Here is a 17,314-nt window from a genome sequence, read left to right on the forward strand (position 1 = left end):
GAGACTGAAAATGCTGAAGATTCGTCTGGCCCGCGGCGGCGCCAAGAAGCGCCCCTACTACCACATCGTCATCGCCGACTCGCACTCGCCCCGCGACGGCAAGTTCATCGAGAAGGTCGGCAGCTACAACCCGATGCTGCCCAAGGACGGCGCCACCCCGCGCGTCGCCCTGAAGGTCGAGCGTATCGCTGAATGGCTCGGCAAGGGCGCCCAGCCGACCGACCGCGTCGCCCGCTTCCTGTCGCAGGACGAGACCCTGGGCGCCAAGGTCAAGTGGACCCAGTCCAACAACCCGAACAAGGGCGCTCCCGGCAAGAAGGCGCAAGAGCGCGCCGCCGAACGCGCCCAGCGCGAAGCCGACCGCCTGGAAGCCGAAGCCGCCGCCAAGGTCGAGGCCGCTGAAGCCGCCGCCCGCGCCAAGGAAGAAGCCGCCGCCGCCGCCGCTGCTCCGGCTGTCGAAGAAGCCCCGGCTGAAGAAGCGCCCGCCGCTGAAGCCGCTGCTGAAGAAGCCCCCGCTGCAGAAGTGGCTGCTGAAGAGACCACCGAAGCCTAAGGCTTTCGGTCTCGACACGATCAAGGCGGCGTCCTTCGACGCCGCCTTTTTCATGCGCTAAGGACGACCATGACCACGGACAGCAGACTTATCCTCGTCGGCCAGATCGGCGGCGGTTTCGGGGTGCGGGGCGAGGTGCGGGTGACCGCCTTCACCGCCGATCCTCTCGCCCTGACCGCCTACGGCCCGCTGTTGCGCGCCGATGGCACGGTCGCCCTGACCCTGTCCGCGACCCGCCCCGACAAGAGCGGCGTGGTCGGCCGGGCCAAGGAAATCGCGACGAAAGAAGAGGCCGACGCCCTGCGCGGCCTGAAACTCTACGTCCCCCGCGACCGCTTCCCCGAACCGGACGAAGACGAATTCTATCTCGCCGACCTGATCGGGGTCGAGGTCCGCGACACGGCGGGCGGGGTCATGGGCACGGTCAAGTCCGTCCAGAATTTCGGCGCCGACGACATGCTGGAGATCGCCCCCGCGACCGGCGGTCCGACCTGGTATCTGCCCTTCACCAAGGAAGCGACGCCCGAGCTGCACCTGGCCGACGGCTGGCTGCTGGCCGTGCCCCCGACCGAGGTGGGCGAGCGCGAGCCAGATTAGGTGTTGTCTTCGACCTCGGCGTCCGGGCCGTTCTTCTTGATGGAGTCGATGGCGTTCTGGGCCGAGGCCTTGGAACTGTAGCCTTCGGTCGAGAACATGGTCTCGGAATTGTACTTGAACCGGACCCGGAACTCACCGGCCTTGTCCTTGTAGATTTCGAACTTGTGCGCCATCTGGGCGTCTCCCCTTTTTTGAAAACCGATGATCGGTCAACGCCAAGCTGGCACGATCAGAACGATCGTCAACTGGATAATAGTCGGTCGCCGACACAGGGACGCGGGCGCGGCAGGGGCTCAGGCCCTGCGGATCAGTCGCCCAGCGCCCAGGGCCGCGAACCCGACGACCAGCCCCCAGAAGGCCGATCCCACCCCGAACAGGGCCAATCCTGAGGCCGTCGCCGCGAAGGTCAGGACGGCGGCCTCGCGCGACGGCGCCTCGGCCGTCAGGCTCCGCAAGGCGCCGGTCAGGGGCGCGATCAGGGCCAGGCCCGTTACGGCCGCCAGCACGGCGGCAGGCATGGCGATGAACAGGCCCGCCAACGGCGCGGCGAACAGGGCCACGACCAGATAGAAGCCGCCATAGATGACGCCCACGACCCAGCGCTGCGCCGGGTTGGGGTGGGCGTCCGGACCGGTGCAGATCGCGGCCGTGATCGCCGCCAGATTGACCCCGTGCGCGCCGAAGGGGGCGGCCAGCAGGCTGGCGACGCCGGTGGACAGGATCAGCCGGTTGGCGGGCGGCGGATAGCCGGCGCTCTGAAGCACGACCAGTCCCGGCAGGTTCTGCGCCGCCAGCGTCACCAGGAACAAGGGAAAGCCCAGGCTGACCGCCGCCTTCCAGTCGAACACGGGCGCCACCGGCTGGAGATGGCCGAACAGGCCTGTTCCCGCAGGAAGCGCCAACTGTCCCCGCAGCGCCAGAACCGCAAAGGCCGCGCCCAGCACGGCGGGCAGGGCCCAGGTCGGCCAAAGCCGCCGGACGACCAGAAACACCGCGACCAGGCCGACGACTAAGACCGTCTCGTCCGGAACGACCTTGAACAGCCGCAGCACGAAGGGCAGCAGCACCCCCGCCAGCATGGCCGAGGCTATGGCCGCCGGGATCCGCGCCGCCAGTCGCCCCAATGCCGGGATCAGGCCGGTCAGGATCATCAGCAGGGCTGCGAAGACGAAGGCGCCGATGGCCGTCTGCCACGACAGGCCGAGCGTCGAGGCCGCCAGCAGGGCCGCGCCCGGCGTGGACCAGGCCAGGACGACGGGGATCTTCAGTCGCCAGCTCAACAGGGCGCCCGGCAGGCCAATGGCCAGGCAAAGCGCCGTGACCATGGAGCCGATCTGGTTCGCATCCGCGCCCAGGGCCTGCCCCGCCTGCACCACCAGGGCCACCGTGCCCCCGAACCCGATAACAGTCGCCACGGCGGCGGACGAAAAGGCGGAGGCGGGCGGGACGCGCATGGAAAAGGCCGGAGCAGTCATGCCCCGGCCTTAAACCGTCGCCGTAAGAGGCGGAAGAGCGGGATCAGCCTTCCATGTCGTCCGGCAGGCCCACGGCGTGGAAGCCCGCATCGACGTGGACGACCTCGCCCGTCGTCGAACGACCCAGGTCCGAGCACAGCCACAGGGCGGCGCCGGCGACGCCCTCCATCGAGGTCTCTTCCTTGATCAGCGAGAACTGGGCGCTCTTGGAGTGCAGGCCGCGCCCGCCCGAGATGCCGGCCAGCGACAGGGTGCGCATGGCGCCGGCCGAGATGGCGTTGACGCGGATGTTCTTGGGCCCCAGGTCGCGCGCGATATAGCGGGTCGCCGCCTCCAGCGCGGCCTTGGCCACGCCCATGGTGTTGTAGTTCGGGATGACCCGTTCCGACCCCAGATAGGTCAGGGTGATCAGGCTGCCGCCGTTCGGCATCAGCTTGGCGGCCCGCTTGGACACGTCCACGAAGCTGAAGGCCGAGATGTTCATGGCCAGCAGGAAGCTGTCGCGCGTGGTGTTATCGACGAAGCTGCCCTTCAGTTCGTCCTTGTTGGCGAAGGCTACCGAGTGGACGACGAAATCAATCGTGCCGAAGGTCTTTTCCAGCTCGGCGAAGGCGGCGTCCATCGACGCGTCGTCGGTGACGTCGGCTTGGATCAGCAGCTTGGCGCCGACGCTCTCGGCCAGCGGACGCACGCGGCGCTCCAGGCTTTCGCCCAGATAGGTGAAGGCCAACTCTGCGCCCTGGGCCGCCAGCTGGGACGCGATGCCCCAGGCGATGGAGCTGGAATTGGCCACGCCCATGATCAGGCCCTTCTTGCCCTTCATGAGGTCGCCGGTCGGCATGTCCCAGCCTTCGGAAGTGGCCATGGTTCGTCTCCTGATGATTTGCGCGGAGGGTTAGCAGGCCGAACAGGCGGGCTCAACTTTTCTCCCTCCCCCGCAGGGGAAGGGAGAGCTGTGGCCGTTTACAGCAGGGCCGTCACCGCCGCGCGCGCGGCCTCGCCCAGGTCGGGGCGTTTCAGCGCCAGGGCGACATTGGCGCGCAACAGGCCGATCTTGTCGCCGCAGTCGTGGGTCACGCCCTCGTATTCGACGGCGGTGAACAGCTGGTCGGCCATCAGGCGGGCCATGGCGTCGGTCAGCTGGATCTCGTTGCCGGCGCCGCGTTCCTGAGTGGCCAGCAGGCCGAAGATTTCCGGCTGCAGGATGTAGCGGCCCGAGATCGACAGGTTGGACGGCGCCGTGCCCTTGGCCGGCTTTTCGATCATCCCCTTCATGGTGATGCGACGCCCATCGCGACCGGCCGGATCGACGATGCCGTATTTGTGGGTCTCGCTCTCGGGCACGGCCTCGACGCCGATCAGATTGCCGCCGACTTCGTTGTAGGCGTCGATCAGCTGTTTCAGCGCGCCCGGCTGGCTGTCCACGATGACGTCGGGCAGCAGGACGGCGAAGGGTTCGTTGCCGACGATGTCGCGCGCGCACCAGACGGCGTGGCCCAGGCCCTTGGGCGACATCTGGCGGGTGAAGCTCATTTCCCCAGGCGTCGGCAGTTCCGCCCGCAACTGGTCCAGAATCTCGGTCTTGCCCTTGGCTTCCAGCTGGCTTTCCAGCTCGATCTGGTGGTCGAAATAATCCTCAATCGCGCCCTTCGACCGGCCGGTGACGAAGACGATATGTTCGATCCCGGCCTCGCGGGCCTCTTCGACGATATAGGACAGGATCGGCCGATCTACGACGTTCAGCAGTTCCTTCGGCGTGGTCTTCGTGCCGGGGAGGACGCGGGTGCCGAGGCCGGCGACAGGCAACACGGCCTTGCGCAGACGCGCGGGCTGAGAAGTCATAGGCTTTTCCTGATAGCTATCCGCCCATCATAGCCGACGGATCGGCCATGGAAAGGGGCGGATAGCCCCAGAATGCGCCCCCTACTTGGCGGGCCGTTGCATCGGCGTCATGGCGGCGGCGGTTGCGCGCTGAGCGACCAGTTGGTCTTCCGGCAGCGGGATCAGGCCCCGGTCGGCCAGATAGCCGCCCTTGCCGGCCGAGCCTTCCGACAGGAATTCCTGCACGAACTGCTGGAGGCCCGGGATCACGCCGATATGGGCCTTCTTCACATAGATGTAGAGGCTGCGCGACAGCGGGTATTCGCCGCTGGCGATGGTGTCGGCATTGGGGGTGACGCCGTCGATGGTCTCGGCCTTCACCGTATCCAGGTTCTGTTCCAGGAAGGAATAGCCGAACACGCCCAGCGAGCCGGGGGTGCGGGTCAGGGTCTGGACGATGGCGTTGTCGTTCTCGCCGGAGTCGATCCAGGCGCCGTCTTCACGCAGGGTGTGGGCCAGGGCCTCGAACCGGTCCTTGTCGGCCTTTTCCACGGCGGCGGTGGCGGGCACCAGCTTGGCGCCCGGCGTCATGCCCAGTTCCAGGAAGGCGTCGCGCGTGCCCGAGGTGGGGGGCGGGCCATAGACCTGGATGCGTTGGTTCGGCAGGCCGGCATTGACCTGGTTCCAGGTCTTGGTCGGGTTGGCGATGAACTGGCCGTCAGGTCCGGGGACTTCCTTGGCCAGGCCTTCGTAGATGTCGTTCAGTTCGAAGTTGAAGCTGTTGCCGTTGCGCGCCGTGGCGATGACGATGCCGTCGAAGCCGATCTTGATCTCGACGATGTCGGTCACGCCGTTCTTGGCGCACAGGTCGAACTCCGACGCCTTCATCTGACGCGAGGCGTTGGCGATGTCCGGCGTGGTCGGGCCGACGCCTTGGCAGAAGGCCTGGATGCCGCCGCCGGTGCCCAGGGATTCGACCCGCGGCGCCGAACCGCCCGAGGTGCGGGCGAAATTCTCGGCCACGCGTGTGGCGAACGGGAAGACGGTGGACGAACCGGCCGCCCAGATGCCCGAACGGGCCGAGGAGCCGCCGCCGGATCCGCTGTCGCCGCAGGCCACCAGAGCCAGAAGCGCGGCGGCCGCCGTCGTCAGTTTCAGTGTGCGGATCATTCTTCGCTCTCCCTGAGCATCGATTTCGCGACGGTTAGACCAGAGGATTGTGAAGGTTTTTCCGGCGTCGCGGCGGGTGCGACAAAAGTCCCGACCCGTTACAGCAGGCGTTTGCGCATGACCTGCGACAGGGTGTCGATCAGGGTCACGGCGACGACGATGACGATGGCGATGGCGGCGACGCGGCTATAGTCGAAGGCCTGGATGCTCTCGAACAGGGTCTGGCCGATGCCGCCCGCGCCGATCAGGCCCAGCACGGTGGCCGCGCGGCTGTTCGACTCGAAGCGATAGAGGGCGAAGGAGGTCCACAGCGGCGCGACCTGGGGGAAGACGCCCCAGACGATCTCGTGCAGCTTGCCGGCGCCGGTGGCGCGCACGCCCTCGACCGGCCCCTTGTCGATCGACTCGACCGCCTCTGAGAACAGCTTGGCCAGCACGCCGCCGGTGTTCAGCGCCAGGGCCAGGACGCCGGCCAGCGGGCCCAGGCCCACGGCGACGATGAACAGGGTGGCGATGACCAGGTCGGGGATCGACCGCAGCAGGTCCATGACCCGGCGCACGATGAAGACCATCCAGCCCGGCGCGATGTTGCGCGAGGCCATCAGGCTGAGCGGCAGGGCCAGGAAGACGGCCAGGAAGGTGCCCCACAGGGCGATCTGCACGGTCAGCCACATCTGGCCGGCCAGGCTGGTCGTCGGCTGGGTGAAGATGTGGGTGAACGAGGTCCAGAAGTCGCCGGGCGGGAAGATGGCCGCCCAGTCGGGCCGCAGAAGATCCGCGCCATAGGTCGAGATGTTCGACGAGCCCGAGAAGAGCCGGTCGAAATTCTGCATGTCCACCTTGCCGAAGCTGGCGATCAGGATGATCGCCAGACCGCCCCACAACATGACGTCGAACAGGGTCGAGGACAGGGACTTGGTCGGGGCCGAGGGGATGGCGCTGGGGGCGACGCCGCCCCGGGCCGCCATATCTGCGGTGACGTCGGTCAAGGCTGGACCTCACGCTTGGCGCGCAGGGCGGCCAGGTCGCGTTCGGCGGCGGCGACCCCGGCCTGGTCGTTCTTGGCCTTGGCCTCGGTCAGCTTCTGGTCGGCGACCATCTCGCGCACCGGGTCCAGATAGGAATCGTCGGCGGCGCGGAACATCGAATAGTTCAGACCGGCCAGCACCTGGCGCTGGCGGTCGGCTTCAGGACCCTGGCCCTGGCCGTAGGTCAGGAAGAAGCTGCGCAGCTTTTCCTTCAGCGCCGGGTCCAGGTCCTCGCGGATGACGATGCCGGACTCAGGGATCGGCGGCGAAACCCAGATGTCCTCGATCTGCGACGCCAGTTGCGGGTTCTCGCGACGCATGAAGACGGTGTTGACAGAGTTCGAGGTGGCCACATCGACCACACCGGTCGCCACGGCGAAGGCGTTCGCCTGATGGCTGGCCGAGCGCACGGTCTTGAAGCACTGGTTCGGCACAATGCCGCGCGGATTGAACAGGAAGGTCAGCGGGGCCAGGGTGCCCGAGGTCGACTGGGCGTCGCCGATGCCGAAGTCATACTGCTTGCCGCAGGCCAGCACCTTGTCCAGCGTAATGCCCGAACCCTTACGCACGATCAGGGTTGAGGTGTAGCTGTCGCGGCCTTCCGGATCGACGATGCGGGCGATGACCTCGCCCTGGGCGCGATCGACGGCTTCCAGCGCCGGCTTGGCCGAGAACCAGGCCACCTGGGTCTGGTTGAACCGCATGGCCTCGATCAGAACGTTATAGTTGCCCGCGAAGAAGGGCTTCACCGGCACGCCGACGGCCTTGGACATGTCGTCCAGCAGCGGCTGCCAAAGCGGCCCGGAAGACGCCTGGCCTTCCGCCGACAGGATCGAGAAGGTCAGTTCCGACGGCATGGCGCCGGCGGCCTTCTGGTCGTCGTCGCCCCCGCACGAGGCGAGGCCCAGCAGCATGACGGCGGCGCCGGCCGCCGCGACCAGACGACGGGTGGCGGAAATGCGGGACAGGCTCATGCCTTGGTCTCCCAGAACGCGTCCTCGAATTCAGGACCGTAAATATCGATCAGGCGCTGGTGATCCAGGCCCGTGGCGGGACCGTCATAGACGATCTTGCCGCCCTGCAGCGCGATGACGCGGTCGCAGTAGCGGATGGCGTAGTCGACCTGGTGCAGGGTGACGATCACCCCCATGCCGTCGCGCTTGTTCAGCTCGACCAGCAGTTCCATGACCTTGCGGGCCGAAACCGGGTCCAGCGAGGCGACGGGCTCGTCGGCCAGGATGGCCTTGGCGCCCTGAACGATGGCGCGGGCGATGGCGCCGCGCTGCTGCTGGCCGCCCGAAAGCGTATTGGCGCGCTGGCCGGCGTAGTCGCTGACACCGACCCGGTGCAGGGCGGCCATGGCGCGGTCCTTGTCGGCCTGGGGCCACAGGCCCAGCAGGCCTTGCCAGGCCGGCAGACGCCCCAGGGCGCCCAGCATGACATTGGCGAACAGGCTCAGACGGCCGACCAGATTGAACTGCTGGAAGATCATGCCCAGCTTGCTGCGCGCCTTGCGTACGGCGCCGGTGACGCGACCGTCCTTCTGGACCGTCTCGCCGAAGACGCTGATCGTTCCCCGGCCGGGGTCGATGGACTGAAGTCCGGTGATCGAACGCAATAGGGTGGACTTGCCGGATCCCGACGGGCCGATCAGGGCGACCATCTCGCCCGAGGCGACGGAAATCGAGACGCCGTCCAGCGCCTTTCGCGATCCGAAGGTCTTCGACACGTCACGCGCCAGGACTAGCCCGGGGGCGACGGCGGCTGCGGATGAACTCATGAACTCGCTGGGAGGCTGTGGCGAACGGGCGCCGCATGACGCGATAGGCGCGTTTGGGCAAGTCTTAATCGCACGGCGGGCGCGATGTCGTCCAGAGCCGTGCCGTTCGTGGCCTTTTATGCCGCGACTGTCCGTATCGGGGCGAGAACCGGACCTTTCATAATCGGCGTGGAAAGCTCGACCGTGAGCCCCTTGGGGCCTGTGACGCTGCCGTAGGGGATTTGTGACAGTCCAAACCTAGGCCCCGCCACGAAAAAACCCCTTTACATGACAGGTCGATGCCCCCATATCGCGCCTTCCGGCGGACCCCGTGGTCTAACCGTTAAGCGCTGCTAACGCCGGTCTGGGTTTAACAATTAGCAGGGGGTTACGTGAATTGCGCACGTATCAGCTTCCCCTGGACCTGGTCCGTGAGCGGTCCCCTGAACGTCCCGTCGCCCTCGTGCGGCCGCGTTCGGTTTCCGTAGCGGCGCGCTGGTTCCAGGATAATCTAAAGGCCGACGTCTTCTATGCCGTGAAGGCGAACCCGTCGTCTTGGGTCATCGAGACCCTGATCGAGGCCGGTGTTCGCGGATTCGACGTGGCGTCTATCGCCGAGATCGAGCTGGTTCGCTCGGTCAGCCATGACGTTCGCCTGGCCTTCATGCACCCGGTCAAGAGCCGGTCTGCGATCACCAAGGCCTATTTCGAACACGGCGTCCGCACCTTCTCGCTCGACTGCGTGGATGAGCTGAACAAGATCCTCGACGCCACCGGCGGCGCGGACGACCTGAATCTGATCGTGCGCATGGCCGTCTCGGCCGATGGCGCCGCCTATACGCTTTCGGGCAAGTTCGGCGTCTCGTCGGATCAGGCGCCGGCCCTGCTGATGGAAACGCGCCAGGCGGTCAAGGACGGCCTGATGGGCGTTTCGTTCCACGTAGGCAGCCAGTGCATGCGTCCGACCGCCTACCAGGCCGCCATGGCCCAGGTCGGCCGGTCGATCAGCCGCGCCGGCGTCATCGTGGACATCGTCGATGTCGGCGGCGGCTTCCCCTCGGTCTATCCGGGCATGGTCCCGCCGGACATGAGCGAATACGCCGACGCCATTCATCGCGGCTTCAACGAGATGCCGGTGTCGGAAACGACCGAGCTGTGGTGCGAGCCCGGCCGGGCCCTGGTCGCCGAATCCTCGTCGATCCTGGCCCGCGTCGATCTGCGCAAGGGCGACGCCCTGTATCTGAACGACGGTTCGTACGGCTCGCTGTTCGACGCGACCCACTCGCGCTGGCCCTTCCCGACCAAGCTGGTTCGGGACGGTGAGGCTGCGTCCGAGCTGAAGGCCTTCCAGTTCTACGGTCCGACCTGCGATTCCATCGACCACATGCCGGGTCCGTTCTGGCTGCCGGCCGACATCCGCGAAGGCGACTTCATCGAGATCGGCATGCTCGGCGCTTACGGCGTCGCCATGTCCACCGGCTTCAACGGCTATGGCGAACACGACATCGCCGCGGTCGAGGACGCCCCGATGGCCTCGCTCTACGGCCTGGCCCCGCGCTCCATCCCGACCGTGCGCACCACGGCCGAGGAGAACGCCCGCAAGGTCGTGCGTCTGTCACGTCCGAAAGGTAAGGCCGGTCAGCGCAAGTCGCGCCGGAAGTAACTTGATTGCGTCACCCTCGGGCTTGTCCTGAGGGCCCACGGTTCTGCCTCCCCGATGATGGGATTGTGCGACTGACAGGTGGGCCCTCGGGACAAGCCCGAGGGTGACGGTCTATTAGGATCATCGGTCGCTCCGTCCCGACGCTCCTGAAGGTTATGACGGGCGCTCAAATCAAAAGGGAAACCTCCGAAATGAACGCACCCGTTTCGTCGAACGCCAAGGCCCAACTGCTGCAAAATGTCGTCGAGCACGTGGATATCACGTCCTTCGACGCCCGCCCGATCATCGACTCTATGCGCAAGATGTCCTTCAGCTCGCGCGACACCGCCCGCGCCGCCGACATCTTCAGCATGGCCATCGAGGACAAGGACTGTTCGCCCTGGCTGATCCTGGCCGGTTCGACCTCGGCCGGCGGCTGTATGCACGTCTACCGCGACATGGTGAAGTTCGGCATGGTCGACGCCGTCGTCGCCACCGGCGCCTCCATCGTGGACATGGATTTCTTTGAGGCCCTGGGCTTCAAACACTATCAGGCCGCTGGCGAGGTGGACGACAACGTCCTGCGCGAAAACTACATCGACCGGATCTACGACACCTATATCGACGAGGAAGAGCTTCAGGCCTGCGACCACACCATCCTGGAGATCGCCAACCGTCTGGAGCCGCGCGGCTATTCCAGCCGTGAGTTCATCTGGGAAATGGGCAAGTGGCTGTCCGAGGGTAACGCCAAGAAGCCCGGCTCGCTGATCCAGACCGCCTATGAAGAGGGCGTGCCGATCTTCTGCCCGGCCTTCGTCGATTCATCGGCCGGCTTCGGCCTGGTCAAGCACCAGAAGGAACGGGCCGCCGCCGGCCAGGCCTATCTGATGCTGGACGCCATCGCCGACTTCCGCGAACTGACCGACATCAAGATCGCCGCCGGCGTCACCGGCCTGTTCATGGTCGGCGGCGGCGTGCCCAAGAACTTCGCCCAGGACACCGTCGTCTGCGCCGAGATCCTGGGCGTTGAGGCCGAGATGCACCGGTATGCGGTCCAGATCACTGTCGCCGACGTCCGCGACGGCGCCTGTTCGTCCTCGACGCTGAAAGAAGCCGCCTCCTGGGGCAAGGTCCAGACCACCCACGAACAGATGGTCTTTGCCGAAGCCACCACCGTCGTCCCCCTGATCGGCTCCGACGCCTATCACCGCGGCGCCTGGAAGGCCCGCGACAAGCGCCGCTGGAACAAGCTGTTCGAAAAGGCCTGAGGCGGGCCTAACCGACCAACCTCAAGGGCGGCGGCGCGTCCATCAGCGCCGCCAGCCCCTCGCGCCAGGTCGGATAGACGGGGCGCCAGCCCAACTCCGCCTTGGCCAGGGCGTTCGAGACGCGTTTGGAGTCCAGATAGAAGCGCCGCATGGCCTCGCTGACGCTGTCGTCGGTCCAGTCCACCTCGGGCGGACGAGGTACACCCATCCGGTCGGCGGCCCAAACCGTCACCACATCGGCCGGCGAGGGGGCGTCGTCGGTCAGATTATAGGCGGCGCCGGGACGAGGCCGCTCCATCGAGGCGAACAGGCCCGAGACCACGTCGTCCACATGGATGCGGTTGAACACCTGGCCCGGCTTCCTCACCAGTTTCGCCGTCCCGTCCCGCAGCCGGTCCACGACACTGCGTCCCGGCCCATAGAAGCCGGGCAGACGGAAGATCTGCACCGTCAGCCCCATGCCCTGCGCCCCGTCCAGCCAGTCGCGCTCGGCCCGCACCCGCCGCGCGCCTTCCAGACTGGCGGCGTTCAGCGGCCCGTCCTCGAACACCCAGCCGCCGGCCCGGTCGCCATAGACGCTGGTCGATGAGACATAGCCGATCCAGTCCGGCCAGGCCTGGGACGCCACCGGCGCCAGGGCGCGCAGTCCCGGACAGCCGTGGATGTCGGGCGCCGCCGTCACCAACACGGCCGTCGCGGCCTCCAGCGCGGCCTTCAGGGCCTGTGTGTCGGCCGGATCGATCGCCGTGATCCCTTCGGCCGCCAGCGCGCGCCGCCGTTCGGGATCACGCGATGTGGCCGCCGCCCGGCCGCCGCGCCGGATCGCCTCCAATGCTGCGCCTCGGCCCAGATAGCCGCCGCCGAAGACCAGCAGGGACAGTGATGGGGCGGCGTCAGGCATGGAGAATTCAGGCAGTCAGGATTTTCGAGGGGGCGTCGGTCGCATAAGGCCGCGCTTCCTTTTCAAGCGCCTCGGCCCGGCGGTGGTTCCAGGCGGAGACGCACGGCACCCGGCTCAGATCGGCCCGGTCGGCGTAGCGGCGGGCGATGTCGGTCACGTCCTGCATCAGCCCTTCCGCCAGGGTGATCGGCTTCAGCCCCAGTTCGCGGAACTGGTCATTGGCCACGACCAGGTCGTTCTCGTCCGCCTCCTGGCGCGGGTTCGGCACATTGTGGATCTCGGCGCCGGTCATGTCGGCGACCATCCGCGCCAGGTCGCGCACGCGTCGGCTCTCGGTCATCTGGTTCAGGATTTTGACCCGCTCGCCGCGTTTCGGCGGGTTCTTCAGCGCCAGTTCGACGCAGCGCACCGTGTCCTGGATATGGATGAAGGCCCGCGTCTGACCGCCCGATCCGTGCACGGTCAACGGATAGCCGACCGCCGCCTGCATCAGGAACCGGTTCAGCACCGTGCCGTAGTCGCCGTCATAGTCGAACCGGTTGATCAGCCGCTCGTCCAGCTTGGTCTCGGCGGTCTGGGCGCCCCAGACGATGCCCTGGTGCAGGTCGGTGATCCGCAAGGCGTCGTTCCGGGCGTAGAACTGGAACAGCAGGGCGTCCTGCGTCTTGGTCATATGATAGATGCTGCCCGGGTTCGGCGGGAACAGGATCTCCTGCTCGGCCGGGCCGTGGTCGGTGTCCACCGTCACCTTCAGATAGCCCTCGGGGATGCGCAGACCCGCGGTGCCGTAGCCATAGACCCCCATGGTGCCCAGGTGCGCCAGATGCACGTCCAGCCCGCTCTCGACGATGGCGGCCAGCAGGTGGTTGGTGGCGTTGATATTGTTGTCGACCGTGTACAGCTTGTGCCGCGCCGACTTCATCGAATAGGGGGCGGCCCGCTGTTCGGCGAAATGCACCACGCTGTCGGGCGCCAGGTCGCGGATCAGGGCGACCAGCCGGTCGAACTCCTTGCCGACCGTCATATTGACGAAGCCGATGTCGCGGCCCGACACCTCTTTCCATGCCTTGATCCGCTCGCCCATGGTGCGGATCGGCGTAAGGGACTGGACCTCCAGCTCATTGTCGATGTTGCGACGGCTCAGATTGTCGATGACCGTCACGTCCCAGCCATTGGCCGACAGATGCAGGGCCGTCGGCCAACCGCAGAAGCCGTCGCCGCCCAGAACCAGAACCCGCATGGAAAAGCCTCGTCGTCGTCTCAAAGCCCATGCCTAGCCCACGAAAGGGCTCCGGCAAAGCGGGGCCGTCAAAGCATCGACGCGACGCTTTGACGAAAACCCCTTGGAAAGCACCGTCGCACAGGCTAAGTCTCGGTCGTCTCCCACTCAAACGCAGCTTTACGGGCCTACACCCGGCTGTTCGCGGCTTGAGCCGATCATGACGGTCGGTCCCGAAAGGACCGGCGCACCATGCGGGCGACAAGGCATTCCGACAGTTCGACAATCGGGGATCGGCCCCGAGCGAAACGGAACCACGAAACGGACGGAACCGGCCGCTGGCCTAGGCTCCATCCCTGCACACGGTAGCGCGAATGAGAGATTTCAAGGGCATGAAGCGTCAGCGCGGACGCAATCGGAACAAGGCGGGCGCCTCAAACGCCAACAGCGCCAATCCGAATCGTTCGTGGGACTCGCAAGGCCCCGAAAACATCAAGGTCCGCGGCAACGCCCAGACCGTGTACGAGCGCTATCAGCAGCTGGCCCGCGACGCGGCGTCCGGCGGCGACCGGGTGCTGGCCGAAAACTATCAGCAGCACGCCGAACACTATTACCGCGTCCTGCGCGCGCTTCAGCCGCAGCGGTCCTTCTCCGACATCGCAGCGCGCGAACAGTCGAACCAGGGCTTCGACATCGATTTCGAGGACGAATCCGGCGCCCAGGCCGCCGCCTTCGTCGCCGCCCAGCAGGCCGCTGACCGTCAGGCTCAGGAAGCCGCCGACCGCGAGCAGGGCCAGAACCGCGAGCGCAACGACCGCGATCAGAACCGTGACCGCGACTTCAATCGCGACCGGGACCGTGATCGGGACCAATCTCAGAACCGCGACCGTGACCGTGATCGTGATCGTGACCAGAACCGCGACGCCCAGCCGCCGCGCGAACCCCGCGAGCCGCGCGAAGACGGCGAGGCCCGCGCCGAGGGCGAGGGCGGCGGTCGTCGTGAAAGCCGTCGCGAACGCTGGGAGCGTCGCCGCGAGGAACGCAACCGCCGTTTCGACAACCAGGAAAACCCCGGTTCGGACGAGGGCGCCGACGTTCAGGCCGAGTCCGCGCCGGCCGCCGAGCCTGCGTTTGAAACGCCCGCCGAATCGCCGGCGGCAGAGGATCGACCCGCCCGCCGCTCGCGTCGTCCGGCCGTGGCCGCTGCCGACGATGAGGCGCCGACCGCCCTGCCGGGCTTTCTGACCCGCTCTTCCGCCCCCGCCGCTTCGGCGCCCGCCGAGACCGCCGAGGACGCAGAACCCGCGCCCCGTCGCCGCGCCCCGCGTCGCAAGGCCGAGGTCGCCGACAGCGAAGGCTGACCCGCCGCGCCCCCGGCCTCTCATGGCCGGGCGGCGCACGAACGGCCTTGACGACGCCAGTCCATACGGCGCCTAAAAGGGTCTCCGCCGCGAGGCGGGGCCCTCGACCAGCCCAAAGGGAAGCCTTGATGCGTCAATGCTCACAGTCTCGCTCTTCGGGTTTCGCCGGACTCCGCGACCTGGCCCGGCCTGTCGTGCTGACTGCGGTGCTCGCCGCTGCGGCCTGCGCTTCGACACCCCCGCCTCCACCTCCGCCGCCGGCGCCCGGCGGAGGGACCGGCGCCGTCCTGATGGACTGGCGCGGGATCATCACTGCTGCAGACCGTGACCGATACGCGCGCCGCGACGCCGCCTGGAGCCTGGCCTTGCAACAGGCCCGCCGCCAACGCGGTTCGGGCGACCTGGACAGTCTCGGCGCCCTGATCGATCCCGGCGCCGGCCGCGCCGATGTCGCCCCGCCGCCCGGAAACTATCGCTGCCGCACCGTCAAGCTGGGCTCCCAGGGCGGCGAAGAAGGTCTCGGCTATGTTGTCTACGGCTGGTTCGCCTGCCGTATCGAACAGACGTCGCGCGGGCTCAAATTCTCAAAACTGACCGGTTCTCAACGTCCCTCGGGTCTGTTGTTCCCCGAGAACGACCGGCACATGCTGCTGCTCGGCTCCATGGCCCTGGCCCAGGAGCCCGCCGCCAACTCCTACGGCCGCAACCCCGACCGCGACCTGGTCGCCGTGCTGGAACGGATCGGCGACGCCCGCTGGCGCCTGGTCCTGCCCTGGCCCCAGTACGAGTCGAACCTCGACCTGATCGAACTGGTCCCGGCCGCCGGGAGCTAGACCCGCGTCAATCTCAGATCCTGATAGTCGTACGAGAAATCGATGTCGGGCGAGACCCCCTTCATCGTCGCCGTGGCGGGCTTGGCGGTCTGGATGTTGAAGGTGACGAAGGCGTCCTCCTCCCGTTTGTCCGGGAACCGGGTGCGGAAGGTCTCGCCGTCATAGGGCTCCAGCCAGCCTTGCAGCGCCGGGGTGTGGGTGAAGCTGAGCCACAGACCGGTCTTGCGATTGCGCCCGCGCCCCTCGGTCTTGGGGGCGATCACGATATCCCCGTACCAGGGATCGCGCCAGGTTCCGGCGTAGGCGTCCAGCGGCATGGCCGGCGCAGAACCCGCCGCCTGTTTGGCGTCGATCTCGGCCGCCGCCTTGATGGACTTGGCGTTCCCCTCGGCCTCCAGCCGCTTGGAATCGGCGATCCAGTCCACATCCACCTTGCCCATGCACAGGTCGGCGATGCCCGAGCGTAGCGCGCGCAGAAGGAAGCTCTCCTCGGCGTTGGAGAAGATGCTGAAACCGGTTTTGCGGCCGGGGATCAGCACGGTCGCCGAAATCCCGCCAGGCGAGCCGCCGCCGTGGCTGATCAGCCGTTCGCCGCGATAGTCCTGGACCTGGAACCCCATGGCGTAGGTCGAGGCGATGGCCCGGTTCGGCAGTTGCGCCGTCGGTCCCGGCGAGCTGCCGACGATGATGTTCGGCCTGAACATCTCGCGCGCCGCCGCTTCCGAGAACAGGCGGGTTCCGTCCGGCAGCAGGCCGTCGTTCAGCCGCACCGCAATCCACTTGGCCCAATCGGTCGGGGTGGTGCAGATTCCGCCCGCCGCCGCCGCCGAATCCCAATTCCACACCTCAACGATGGAGGCCGCGATCGGCGTCATTGCCCCCTGATAGCGCAACGGCGGCCCGACGCGCCCGTGGGGCAGGGCGGACTTGGCCGGATCGGCCAGGCGCGCCAGGGGCACGGTCTCGGTCATGTCGACCCGGTCCAGGATGCGCGTCTGGACGAAGGCCTCCCAGGTCAGGCCCGATACGGCCTCGATCACGGCGCCCGCGACCACGAACATCAGGTTGCAATAGTGATAGGCCGCGCGGAAACCGTCCTCGATCGGGACGAAGGCGGCCTGGGCGATCACCTCGGCGCGGGTCCGGTCGCTATTGGGCCAGAAAAGCAGGTCTCCGGCGCCCAGGCCGAACCCGGCCCGGTGGCTCAGGGTGTCCCGAACGGTGATGTGGTCGCTGATGTACGGATCGGACAGGCGGAAGTCGGGCAGATAGGTCTTGATGGGCGCGTCCCATTTCACCTTGCCCTCGTCCACCAGTATGGCCAGGGCGGCGGCGGTGACGTTCTTGCTGTTCGAGGCGATGGCGAACAGGGTGTGTTCGTCGGCCGTTGCAGTCTTGCCCTGGACCTTGACCCCATAGCCGCGCGTCAGAACCGGCGTTCCGTCCTTGACCACGGCGATGCCCAGCGCCGGCTGCTCGGGCCAGGCCGCCATGGCTTTTTTCACATAGGAGTCGACGGCCTCGGCCAAGGCGGCGTCGTCATTGGCCGCCTGGGCCCAGACCGGAGCCCCCACGGCTTGGACCGCCAGCGCCGTCGCGCCTCCGGATGCGAACAGGGCGCGGCGCGACAGGCGGACGGTCATGGAAAGCACTCCGACGAAGAACGACAAGGCTTAGCCTTCCCGCC

17 protein-coding genes are annotated in these 17,314 nt (G+C 67.2%); 6 read left to right on the forward strand and 11 right to left on the reverse strand.

Annotated elements, in window-relative coordinates:
* Window positions 1–10: 10 nt before the first annotated feature.
* Window positions 11–553: a 30S ribosomal protein S16 gene (rpsP, locus tag ACW177_RS03470; protein ID WP_492027264.1), complete on the forward strand. Its 543-nt coding sequence runs from the start codon at window positions 11–13 to the stop codon at window positions 551–553.
* 69 nt (window positions 554–622) lie between these two features.
* Entirely contained in the window at window positions 623–1,150 is a 528-nt protein-coding gene (gene rimM / locus ACW177_RS03475) for a ribosome maturation factor RimM (RefSeq protein WP_492027265.1), read from the forward strand.
* Here the strand turns inward: rimM and ACW177_RS03480 are convergent.
* From ACW177_RS03480 to phnC, 8 genes are all read right to left on the reverse strand, one after another.
* On the reverse strand, window positions 1,147–1,323 hold the full coding sequence (locus ACW177_RS03480) for a YegP family protein (RefSeq protein ID WP_492027266.1): 177 nt from the start codon (window positions 1,321–1,323) through the stop codon (window positions 1,147–1,149). The genes rimM and ACW177_RS03480 overlap by 4 nt on opposite strands.
* A gap of 120 nt (window positions 1,324–1,443) precedes the next feature.
* Window positions 1,444–2,625 (reverse strand): benzoate/H(+) symporter BenE family transporter, encoded by a 1,182-nt coding sequence (locus ACW177_RS03485; RefSeq protein WP_492027267.1) that lies wholly within the window; start codon window positions 2,623–2,625, stop codon window positions 1,444–1,446.
* A 43-nt stretch (window positions 2,626–2,668) separates the two neighbouring features.
* Window positions 2,669–3,466, reverse strand: coding sequence for an enoyl-ACP reductase FabI (locus ACW177_RS03490; protein ID WP_492028066.1), 798 nt, complete (start codon window positions 3,464–3,466; stop codon window positions 2,669–2,671).
* Between the two features lie 122 nt (window positions 3,467–3,588).
* Entirely contained in the window at window positions 3,589–4,467 is an 879-nt protein-coding gene (gene galU / locus ACW177_RS03495) for a UTP--glucose-1-phosphate uridylyltransferase GalU (protein ID WP_492027268.1), read from the reverse strand.
* Between the two features lie 81 nt (window positions 4,468–4,548).
* Window positions 4,549–5,616, reverse strand: a complete 1,068-nt coding sequence (locus ACW177_RS03500; protein ID WP_492027269.1) for a substrate-binding domain-containing protein — start codon at window positions 5,614–5,616, stop codon at window positions 4,549–4,551.
* 98 nt (window positions 5,617–5,714) lie between these two features.
* On the reverse strand, window positions 5,715–6,584 hold the full coding sequence (gene phnE, locus ACW177_RS03505; RefSeq protein ID WP_492028067.1) for a phosphonate ABC transporter, permease protein PhnE: 870 nt from the start codon (window positions 6,582–6,584) through the stop codon (window positions 5,715–5,717).
* A 17-nt stretch (window positions 6,585–6,601) separates the two neighbouring features.
* Window positions 6,602–7,618, reverse strand: a complete 1,017-nt coding sequence (gene phnD, locus ACW177_RS03510) for a phosphate/phosphite/phosphonate ABC transporter substrate-binding protein (RefSeq protein WP_492027270.1) — start codon at window positions 7,616–7,618, stop codon at window positions 6,602–6,604.
* The gene (gene phnC, locus ACW177_RS03515; protein ID WP_492027271.1) at window positions 7,615–8,424 is read right to left on the reverse strand and encodes a phosphonate ABC transporter ATP-binding protein; all 810 of its coding nucleotides are present in this window, start codon (window positions 8,422–8,424) and stop codon (window positions 7,615–7,617) included. The genes phnD and phnC overlap by 4 nt, the downstream gene beginning before the upstream one ends.
* Window positions 8,425–8,800: 376 nt before the next feature.
* On the opposite strand from phnC, the gene ACW177_RS03520 reads away from it, so the two are divergent.
* A complete protein-coding gene (locus ACW177_RS03520) occupies window positions 8,801–10,066 on the forward strand; it encodes a type III PLP-dependent enzyme (protein ID WP_492027272.1) in 1,266 nt (421 codons plus the stop codon).
* A 191-nt stretch (window positions 10,067–10,257) separates the two neighbouring features.
* On the forward strand, window positions 10,258–11,313 hold the full coding sequence (locus ACW177_RS03525; protein ID WP_422653188.1) for a 1,9-bis(guanidino)-5-aza-nonane synthase: 1,056 nt from the start codon (window positions 10,258–10,260) through the stop codon (window positions 11,311–11,313).
* A gap of 7 nt (window positions 11,314–11,320) precedes the next feature.
* Here ACW177_RS03525 and ACW177_RS03530 read toward each other — a convergent pair whose 3' ends face one another.
* On the reverse strand, window positions 11,321–12,214 hold the full coding sequence (locus ACW177_RS03530; RefSeq protein ID WP_492027273.1) for an NAD-dependent epimerase/dehydratase family protein: 894 nt from the start codon (window positions 12,212–12,214) through the stop codon (window positions 11,321–11,323).
* Between the two features lie 7 nt (window positions 12,215–12,221).
* Window positions 12,222–13,454 (reverse strand): NAD-dependent epimerase/dehydratase family protein, encoded by a 1,233-nt coding sequence (locus ACW177_RS03535; protein ID WP_492027274.1) that lies wholly within the window; start codon window positions 13,452–13,454, stop codon window positions 12,222–12,224.
* A gap of 353 nt (window positions 13,455–13,807) precedes the next feature.
* Here ACW177_RS03535 and ACW177_RS03540 point away from each other — a divergent pair, with 353 nt between their 5' ends.
* Both ACW177_RS03540 and ACW177_RS03545 read left to right on the forward strand, forming a co-directional pair.
* Window positions 13,808–14,794 (forward strand): DUF4167 domain-containing protein, encoded by a 987-nt coding sequence (locus tag ACW177_RS03540; protein WP_492027275.1) that lies wholly within the window; start codon window positions 13,808–13,810, stop codon window positions 14,792–14,794.
* Window positions 14,795–14,922: 128 nt separating this feature from the next.
* The gene (locus tag ACW177_RS03545) at window positions 14,923–15,627 is read left to right on the forward strand and encodes a DUF4893 domain-containing protein (protein WP_492027276.1); all 705 of its coding nucleotides are present in this window, start codon (window positions 14,923–14,925) and stop codon (window positions 15,625–15,627) included.
* On the opposite strand, the gene ACW177_RS03550 is transcribed toward ACW177_RS03545, so the two are convergent.
* Window positions 15,624–17,270 carry a serine hydrolase gene (locus ACW177_RS03550; protein WP_492027277.1) on the reverse strand — a complete coding sequence of 549 codons (1,647 nt, stop codon included), beginning with the start codon at window positions 17,268–17,270 and terminating at the stop codon, window positions 15,624–15,626. The genes ACW177_RS03545 and ACW177_RS03550 overlap by 4 nt on opposite strands.
* Window positions 17,271–17,314: the final 44 nt, after the last annotated feature.

It is taken from the genome of Brevundimonas sp. AVps23W, from assembly GCF_058681395.1.

Bases quoted from the DNA above. Each gene is read 5' to 3' on its own strand.
- ACW177_RS03480 (WP_492027266.1), bottom strand. From the start codon at position 1,323: ATGGCGCACAAGTTCGAAATCTACAAGGACAAGGCCGGTGAGTTCCGG.
- ACW177_RS03530 (WP_492027273.1), bottom strand. From the start codon at position 12,214: ATGCCTGACGCCGCCCCATCACTGTCCCTGCTGGTCTTCGGCGGCGGC.
- phnE (WP_492028067.1), bottom strand. From the start codon at position 6,584: ATGGCGGCCCGGGGCGGCGTCGCCCCCAGCGCCATCCCCTCGGCCCCG.
- rimM (WP_492027265.1), top strand. From the start codon at position 623: ATGACCACGGACAGCAGACTTATCCTCGTCGGCCAGATCGGCGGCGGT.
- ACW177_RS03540 (WP_492027275.1), top strand. From the start codon at position 13,808: ATGAGAGATTTCAAGGGCATGAAGCGTCAGCGCGGACGCAATCGGAAC.
- ACW177_RS03535 (WP_492027274.1), bottom strand. From the start codon at position 13,454: ATGCGGGTTCTGGTTCTGGGCGGCGACGGCTTCTGCGGTTGGCCGACG.
- galU (WP_492027268.1), bottom strand. From the start codon at position 4,467: ATGACTTCTCAGCCCGCGCGTCTGCGCAAGGCCGTGTTGCCTGTCGCC.
- ACW177_RS03490 (WP_492028066.1), bottom strand. From the start codon at position 3,466: ATGCCGACCGGCGACCTCATGAAGGGCAAGAAGGGCCTGATCATGGGC.
- ACW177_RS03545 (WP_492027276.1), top strand. From the start codon at position 14,923: ATGCGTCAATGCTCACAGTCTCGCTCTTCGGGTTTCGCCGGACTCCGC.
- ACW177_RS03485 (WP_492027267.1), bottom strand. From the start codon at position 2,625: ATGACTGCTCCGGCCTTTTCCATGCGCGTCCCGCCCGCCTCCGCCTTT.
- ACW177_RS03525 (WP_422653188.1), top strand. From the start codon at position 10,258: ATGAACGCACCCGTTTCGTCGAACGCCAAGGCCCAACTGCTGCAAAAT.
- ACW177_RS03500 (WP_492027269.1), bottom strand. From the start codon at position 5,616: ATGATCCGCACACTGAAACTGACGACGGCGGCCGCCGCGCTTCTGGCT.
- phnC (WP_492027271.1), bottom strand. From the start codon at position 8,424: ATGAGTTCATCCGCAGCCGCCGTCGCCCCCGGGCTAGTCCTGGCGCGT.
- rpsP (WP_492027264.1), top strand. From the start codon at position 11: ATGCTGAAGATTCGTCTGGCCCGCGGCGGCGCCAAGAAGCGCCCCTAC.
- phnD (WP_492027270.1), bottom strand. From the start codon at position 7,618: ATGAGCCTGTCCCGCATTTCCGCCACCCGTCGTCTGGTCGCGGCGGCC.
- ACW177_RS03550 (WP_492027277.1), bottom strand. From the start codon at position 17,270: ATGACCGTCCGCCTGTCGCGCCGCGCCCTGTTCGCATCCGGAGGCGCG.